Annotated in this window: 4 protein-coding genes and 1 pseudogene; all 5 read right to left on the bottom strand. The window is 75.8% G+C overall.

Translation table 11 applies throughout. From position 1 onward, the window contains the following. A pseudogene (locus AY578_RS11235) lies at nucleotides 1–1177 on the bottom strand (ABC transporter permease); the annotation flags it as partial. 1 nt (nucleotide 1178) lies between these two features. Continuing rightward, the gene (locus AY578_RS11230; protein WP_258902320.1) at nucleotides 1179–4418 is read right to left on the bottom strand and encodes an ABC transporter permease; all 3240 of its coding nucleotides are present in this window, start codon (nucleotides 4416–4418) and stop codon (nucleotides 1179–1181) included. Between the two features lie 191 nt (nucleotides 4419–4609). Then, the gene (locus AY578_RS11225; RefSeq protein WP_019527608.1) at nucleotides 4610–5023 is read right to left on the bottom strand and encodes a globin; all 414 of its coding nucleotides are present in this window, start codon (nucleotides 5021–5023) and stop codon (nucleotides 4610–4612) included. A 106-nt stretch (nucleotides 5024–5129) separates the two neighbouring features. Then, nucleotides 5130–6386: an FHA domain-containing protein gene (locus AY578_RS11220; protein ID WP_258902319.1), complete on the bottom strand. Its 1257-nt coding sequence runs from the start codon at nucleotides 6384–6386 to the stop codon at nucleotides 5130–5132. 83 nt (nucleotides 6387–6469) lie between these two features. Next, the gene (locus AY578_RS11215; RefSeq protein ID WP_026244244.1) at nucleotides 6470–7816 is read right to left on the bottom strand and encodes a vWA domain-containing protein; all 1347 of its coding nucleotides are present in this window, start codon (nucleotides 7814–7816) and stop codon (nucleotides 6470–6472) included. Nucleotides 7817–7930: the final 114 nt, after the last annotated feature.

The raw sequence follows: 7930 nt of genomic DNA, 5'->3' as shown, positions 1-7930 counted from the left end.
CCGTCTCCGCCAGCAGCCGGCCCGCCAGCCCGCGGAGCGAGGCGCCCCGGGCGCGCAGCAGGGTGAGTTCGGCGCGGCGCCGCTCGGCGGCGAGGCCTCCCGCCATGCACAGGACCACCGCCGCGACCGTGCCGGTGCCGAACGCGGCGACCGCGACGAGGGGACCGATGGCCGACCACAGGCCCTCGTAGCCGCCGAGCACGTCGTCGAGGTCGGTGGACACGTCCAGGTTCGGCGACACGGCCGCGACGACCCGCTCCAGCAGCGGCCCGCCCTCCAGGGACGCGACGGCAGACGTCACGTCCCCGACGTCACGGCCTTGAAGGGCCGCGAGGTCGGGGGCCAGGTTCCAGTACCGCGCGGGCGCCCCCGGCGTGTCCAGCAGCGCCGGGCCCGCGTCCGGCGCCAGCAGCAGGGCGCCGGCCCAGTACTGGCTGGGCACGGGGCCCTGGGTGACCATGCGGTGCGGCCGGCTCAGTTCGGGAATCGTGGACCAGTAGGGTCCGTCCGGTTCGCGGGGGGCGACCAGGCCGGTGACGCGCACGGCGAGCGGGTCGCCCTCCGCGCGGGGGAAGTGGACCACCGAGCCCACCCGGATGTTCAGCTTCGCGGCCGTCTCCGTGGTGACGGCGGCCTCCAGGGCGGCGCCCCCGGCGCCCTGCGGGGCCTTCGGCAGTCTGCCCTGCGTGAGCCGCGAGTGCCCGTCGACGCCGCCCTGGGCGACGAGGTGGAACACCGGAGCGACACCGTCCGGCTGGGACAGATACCGGTCCGGGGCCTTCTGCGGCCGGGTGGTGCGCACCCCGGCCGACGACTGGTCCCGGTCCAGCGGCAGCGCGCGGCCCGGCAGCGCGAGCAGCTTCGCGAACGGGCCCTCCACCCGCTCCCGGGAGAGCAGGTCCTCCCACGGCCCGTCGCTCAGGAACATGTCGGCGTCCGACGTCTGGATCTGGACGCCGGTGCGGGCCGGCCCCGCGTCCTCCAGCGCGCGGCGCATGCCCTGCTCGTCGTACCGGTCGAGCGCGGGCGGCAGCGCGGCGGCGAGGAACGCGGTCACCGCGACCAGCAGCGCGAGCGCCGCCGCGGCGCCCGGCGCGGTCCGCAGCCGGGTGCGCACCCAGGGCACGGTCACCCGTGAGGCGGCCGTGCGCGGCCGTCCGGAGGGCCGTCCGGTCACCTCACTCACCTCCCCGGGCGCGCAGCGAGGACACCGCGTCGACCCTGCGCAGGGCCAGGACGGCCGTGATCACGAGCGGGACGGCCGCCACCGCGGCCAGCAGCGCCGCCACCCGCAGCGGCGGCAGCACCACCAGCACCCCGGGCAGCGGGCGGGTGGCCTCGGCGGTCAGCATGACCAGCGGGATCACCGCACGCGCCAGCACCGCGCCGAGCAGCACGCCCACCGCGAGCGCGATCCCCACCAGCACCCCGTGCTCGACGAGCACCACCCGGGCCAGCCGCCGCCGGGAGGCGCCCAGGGCGCGGAGCACCCCGAACTCGGCGGACCGCTCCCGCAGCGAACCGGCCGCGCTCACCGCGAAGCCGACCGCCGTCAGCGCCGCCGCCGCGAAGGCCGCCGCCGTGAAGGCGTTGCCGGGGCCCGCGCCGAACGGGTCGTCGCGCAGCTGCTCCGCGACCTCGTCGCGCACCACCACCCGGGACGGGTCGATGTCGGGCCGCTGCCGCAGCGCCGCCGCGACCCGCGCGGAGTCGCCGCGCCCGGTGGCCAGCCACCACTCGTTCGGCAGGACGGCCTCACCCCCGGCGGCCTGGAGCGCGCGGTTGACGGAGGCCAGGTCGAGCAGCAGCGCGCCGCCGTCGTCGTCCGCCCCGTCCGACCGGGTGGTGGGCAGCGCCCGCACCGCGCGGGCGATCCGCACCGGGACGCTGCCGCCGCCGAGCTGCACGCTCAGCCGCTGGCCGACCCGGGCACCGGTGGACTCCAGGTACCGGTCCGTCGCCACGCCCTCGACCACGGGCGCCGGCGGCTGCGGAACGCGCAGGCGGAGCGTGAGCGTCGTGGGTATCCAGGCCATGTCGGGCGGGAGGGGCGTGGCGGTGAAGTCGACGGTGGCGGGTGCGCCCGCGGCCATCCGCGGCGGTTCGGCGTCGTCGTCGCCGAGGTCCGGGCCGTCGCCCTCGAGCGACGGCTGCCAGCGGGCCGACAGCGGCACGGACCGGTCCCGCCCCGCGGTGTCCGTGGCGGTGAGCGCGGTGAGGGCGAGCCGGCTCGCCCGCGGCGGCCACATCGGCTGCGGCAGGTCCAGGTGGAACTGGGTCAGGGTGAGCGGTCCCGCCGGGCCTCCGGCGACGGCCGCCAGGTCGATCACCAGGGTGTGCGGCCGTCCGTCCTGGGGCAGCTCGCCGAACGTGAGCGGGTACGGGGTGCCGTGGGCGTCCTCCACGGTGGCGGTGACGTCGGCGGCGGTGGCGTCCGCGCCGCGCAGGGACCCGGTCAGCGTCAGCCGAGTGGTGTTCGCGGGGATGCGGACGCCCCCCGCGGCGCCCTTCGGGGTGAGCCCGGACAGCGCCGTGCGCACCGGTACGTCCGCGAGGTCGGGGCGCATCAGCAGGGTGCCCGCGGTGCCCTCGGTGTCCAGCGCCAGCACCGTCGCCTGCCGTCCGCCGGACAGCGACACGGTCGTACGGGAGGCGGGGGAGGCCGAGCGGACGCCGGGGACGGCCGCGTAGGAGGCGCCGCGTCCCGGACCCTCGGTGCCGTTGGACAGCACGCGCACCTGTGTGCCCGCCTTGAAGTCCGCCTGGTCGTCCTGCGAGCGTTCCCACGAGGAGCCCTGCCCGACCGCCAGCATGCCCAGCGCCACCGCGAGCACCAGCAGCAGCACCGGACCCGCCCCGCGCATCGGACGCCGGCTGAGCTGCCACCCGGCCAGCGCCCCCGGCAGCCCCCGGCTGCGGGCCGCCCGCCGTTCGGCGAGCCGGGCGGGCAGGGGCAGCAGCCGCAGCGTCAGCACCGTGCCGGCGAGCAGCGCCAGCGCGGGAGCGGCCACCAGCAGCGGATCGACGCCCAGGTCCTCGCCGACGGCCCCGGACGAGCGCCGGCTCAGCTGCCAGTACGCCACCCCGGCCACCACCAGCAGCCCCAGATCCCCGCCCGCCCGCACCAGGCCGGGCAGCGGCTTGGCGCGCCCGGGGGCGTACGGGGTGGCGAGCGCGGGGAGGGTGACGGCCAGCGCGCAGCCCAGCGCCACGCCCACCGACACCAGCCACACCGTGCCCCGCGAGGCGACCTCGGTGACGGAGGCGTCCAGGTGGAGCCCGATCCGGGCCAGCGCGCCCCGCCCGGCGAGCAGCCGCGTGAGCGGACCCGCCAGCAGCGGCGCGCACAGCGCGGCGGGCACGGCCAGCAGCAGGGCCTCCAGGGCGGCGAGCCGTGCCACCCGGGCGCGGGAGGCGCCGCGGGCCCGCAGCAGCCGCGTCTCCGCCGCGCGGTCGGCGGTCAGCAACCGGGCCACCAGCAGCAGGGCGCACGCGGCGAGCAGGGCGAGCTGGAGCACCACGACCAGCAGCGTGGAGCGGGAGACGAACAAGGCGCGCTCGACGCGGTCCAGGGTGGCGGGCAGGTCCGCCGTGGCGGTCGCCGAGCCGTGCAGGGCGGGCGCGGACGGCAGCGCGGCCACGCTCCTCTTCATGGCGGTGCGCAGCGCGTCGATCCGGCCGGTGGTCATCGAGGAGAAGTCGGCCGACGCCAGCCAGCCCACCGGCCCCGCGCTCACCCGGCCCCCGGTCAGCACGGCGGGGTCGGCGAGCAGCGGGCCGTACGTGGTGAAGTGCACGGTGACGATGCCGCGGCCGGCGAGTTCGTCGAGCTGCCAGTAGGGCGCGGAGGTGTCGGCCGGGCGGTAGAGGCCGGTGACGCGCACCCGCGCCGCGGGGCCCTCCAGCCGGTTGTCCAGGGTGATCCGGGCGCCCGGCCGCAGGCCCAGCTCACGGGCGGCGGCGACGGGGAGGGCGACTTCGATCTCCGGTCCCGCGGGGCGCGCGGAGGGCATCCGGCCCTCGGTGATGCGCACCTGGGTGCGGTCGAGCGCCGCGAAGTGCGTGAGGTCGGGCTCCTCGCCCTTGGCGCGCCGGTCGGGGCGCAGGGAGGGCGGCAGGCCGTACGGGCCGGACCTGGCCAGGGTGCGCAGCGTCACCGGGAGGCCGTCGTAGGCCCGCTCGGCCGCCCGGCGCACGGCGGCGTCGGCGGCGGACCGGCCGGCCCCGGGCAGTGACTCGGTCTTGACGAGGAGCGTGGTGCCGGCGGCCTCGCGGGGGTTGGCCAGCGCGTGCCGCAGGGCCGCGTCGCCGATCGTCGTGGAGTAGGCGGTGAGGGTGGCCAGGACCGCCGTGGTCAGCAGGACGGTGAGCAGCGCGGCGGCCAGCAGCGGACGGTGCGCCCGCGCGCGGGCGAGCACGAATCTCGCCGGTCCCCCTGTGGCATCCACCCGCGACCCCCCGCGTGTTGTCCAGACCTCTCGGGGATGCTGTCAGAGGGGCAGGGCGGAAAACAGCGGTGCGGGTCCGCTTTTGACCTGATCGTGATCGCAATGCGGAGTCGCGTGCTCGGAATGTGACGACCGCGTGACCCCGGACGCGCGGGGTTCCGTCAGTCCGGCGAATTGATCATGGAGGCGGCCGCGTATGTCAGGTACTTCCACAGGGTCTGCTCGTGCTCCTCGGAGAGCCCCAGCTCGTCCACGGCGTCCCGCATGTGCTTCAGCCACGCGTCGTGCGCCGCACGGTCGACCTTGAACGGGGCGTGCCGCATCCGCAGCCGCGGATGACCCCGGTTCTGGCTGTAGGTGTTCGGACCGCCCCAGTACTGCATGAGGAACAGGGCGAAGCGCTCCTCGGCCGGGCCCAGGTCCTCCTCCGGGTACATGGGCCGCAGCAGCGGGTCCTCGGCCACACCCTGGTAGAAACGGTGGACGAGTCGGCGGAAGGTCTCCTCCCCGCCGACCTGCTCGTAGAAGGTCTGCTCCTGAAGCGTGCCGCGCCGAATCTCTGTCACGCCGTCCATGGTCTCAGACACCACGGCATAGGACTCAAGGCCTAGGACCCGCCCCCGGGACGGTCCCGGTCGGGCCGCGGCGCGAACGCCGCGGCCCGACCGTCGGCGCCGGGGCTCAGCCCCGGCGGATGGTGATCGTCGTCCAGGCGCCCACGTGCACCCGGTCGCCGTCCTGCAGGGGGACCGGGACGAACGGCTGGATGGGCTCCTCGGAGCCGTTGACCGTCGTGCCGTTCGTCGAGTTCTGGTCGACGACCGCCCAGCTGCCGTCCGGCTGCTGCACCAGCACCGCGTGCTGGTGGGAGACACCCGGGTCCTCCGGCGGGGTGGACAGATCGATGTCGGGGGTGTCGCCGGTGGAGTGCCGGCGGCGGCCGATGGTGATCTGGTTGCCGGTGAGCGTGCGCTGCTGCTCGGGCGAGTACGCGGGGAGGTTCAGGCCCGCGGCCTCGGGGCCGGAGCGCTGCATCATCGCCATGAAGTACTCGCGGTCGGGGCCGATGGTCGCCGTCCACGTGACCGGGCCCTGCTGCTGCCGCGGCTGCTGCGGGAAACCGCCGGGGCCGGGGGGCGCCTGGGTGCCGCCCTGCTGCGGGTAGCCGTAAGCACCGTGGCCCCCGGGGCCGTTCGGACCACCGGGACCGCCCTGGCCACCGGGACCGCCAGGGCCGCCGGTCGGCGGGGAGATCACCCAGTCGTCGTCACCGCCGCCGTACGACGGGCCGCCGCCCTGCGGGGGACGGCCAGGCTCCTGCGGGAAGCCGGGAGGGGCCGGGGGACCGGAGTGGAACGCCTGCGGGGCGCCGGGGCCGCCCGGGTTGCCGCGGCCGGGCGGGGGCGGTGGCGGGACCGGACGCGACGGGTCGCCGCCGAAGCCGGGCGGGCCCGGCGGGATCGGCTCGGCCGGCCGGTTCATCTGCGAGGGACGCGAGCTCTGGTAGTCGAACCCGTCACCGCCGCCGTACGACGGAGGGGGAGGCTGCTGCCCGTAGGGGCCGCCGGGACCACCGGGGCCGCCGCCGGGACCGCCCGGGCCGGGGGCCGGCGGGCGCGGGGCGGCCGGGGTGTACGAGGTCGCCGTGTTGGTGAGGAAGTTCCACCGGCACTCCTCGCAGAACGGCGCACCGCCCTCACGCGGCGTACGGCACTGCGGGCACAGCTCCGGCTGCGCGCCGGGGCCGCCGTAGCCGCCGCCGGGACCGCCCGGAGCACCACCCGGACCACCGGGGCCGCCGGGCGGCGGGAAGCCGTAGCCGCCGCCGGGCGCCGGGGGCGGGGGGGGAGGTGGAGGCACGGCACCAGCCATGCGGTGACCGCACACCTCGCACCAGTCGTCGGAACCCGACTGGTGTCCGTTCGGGCAGGTCGGCATGTCGGCGCTTCCCCCTCTCCTTTTCCGGTCGTTTCCGACCGGGTTTCTCCAACCCCGAGGGGTCAGGCTCGATTACTTGCAGATCATTTCTTTACACGAACAGTCTTGGTCGACCGTGTCTCGAGTGTCATCTCGTCGGCCTCCTCGACCTTCGCCTTCAGTCGCACAGTACCGGTCGCGGCGTCGACGACGTCCACCACCTTCGCAAGCAGTTTCGCAGTATCGGCGTTGCCGGAGGCGCTCGCGAGCTGAACGGCACGGCCCAGTTTGGCCGTTGCTCCGTCGATGTCTCCCACTTTGCGCAGATCCAGCCCTTCTTGGATGACTTCCGCCAGTTCGGCCTGGCCCGTGTAGTGGGCGACCTGAGGGTTGATCGACGTCGACGCGGCCAGGTCGTCCGTCCACACGGCCCGCACCAGCCCCTGCGCGCCGAGGTTCTGCACGCGACCGTCGGGGTGCGGGATGACCAGCGAGACGCGCGCCGCGAGCATCTCCTGGCCTACGGCGGCGGGCGGCACCTCGACACAGAGGTGGTAGTCACGGGACTCGTCGCCCCAGGAACCGAGCGGGTAGTCGCCCGCGCGGGGGCCCGCCTCCGTACGCCGGCCGGTCAGTTCCTCGACCGTCGGCGCGACCTGCTTGACGAACGTGACGGTGGCGCCGGCCGGGGTCCACAGACGCAGCGAGACGTCCGCGACCTCCTTGCCCATCGCGGTCTCCATCATCCGCGTGAAGTCCGCGGCGAGTCCGGCCGGGTCGGCGACGATGTCGGCCGTGCCGAGCAGCGCCGAGGCGACGCCTGTGACTTCTTTCACTTCCCAGTCGGTGCCCACGCCGCGGGCGTCACAGGTGAACCGTCCCGCGCAGGTGTCCAGCGCCGCCTTCAGGTCCTCCGGGGACTCGTGCTCGTTGCGGCCGTCGGTGAGCAGGATGCCGTGCCGGATCGCCACGTCCGCCGACGCCAGCAGCCGGTCGGCGCGGCGCAGCCACGTCCCGATCGCCGTGCCGCCGCCCGCGCTCAGCTTCCGCAGCGCCTGCTTGGCCTGCTCGCGGGTGTCCGGTCCGGCCACCGCGAGCCGGCCGTCGCCCGGGTACACCTCCCGCGCCAGGTGGGCGCCGGCGACCACCGCGAAGTGCACCCCGTCGCGCAGGGTGTCGATCGCGGCGGCCGTCGCGTCCCGCGCGTTGCGCATCTTCGTCGGCGGATAGTCCATCGAGCCCGAGCAGTCGACCATGAGGACCACCGCCGCCGACGGGCCCTCGCCGGGCGAGTACAGGTGCGGCGCCGTCATCGCGCTGCCGATGGTGCCGCCGCCGGTCGCCGTGACCGTCACCACCGCGTTGACCTCGCGGCCCCCCTCCGGCAGGTACTCGTTCTGGTACACGTCCACCGAGAACTGCGGCACGTTCGATTTCGAGAAATTGGCCATGCCTGGTTCGCTCCCCCTCCGGTGCCCCGACGGCGCGGGGCGACGACGTCCTCACGGACCGGTCCCCTCCGGTCCGTTGAAGCTTCCCCGTGCGAGGCCGGCCGTACGCGGCAC

This window comes from Streptomyces thermocarboxydus (genome assembly GCF_024760485.1).
In the GTDB taxonomy this organism is placed as follows: domain Bacteria; phylum Actinomycetota; class Actinomycetes; order Streptomycetales; family Streptomycetaceae; genus Streptomyces; species Streptomyces cellulosae.
Note: the sequence above shows the minus strand (reverse complement) of the source record. Positions and strands in the feature narration are given on the sequence as shown.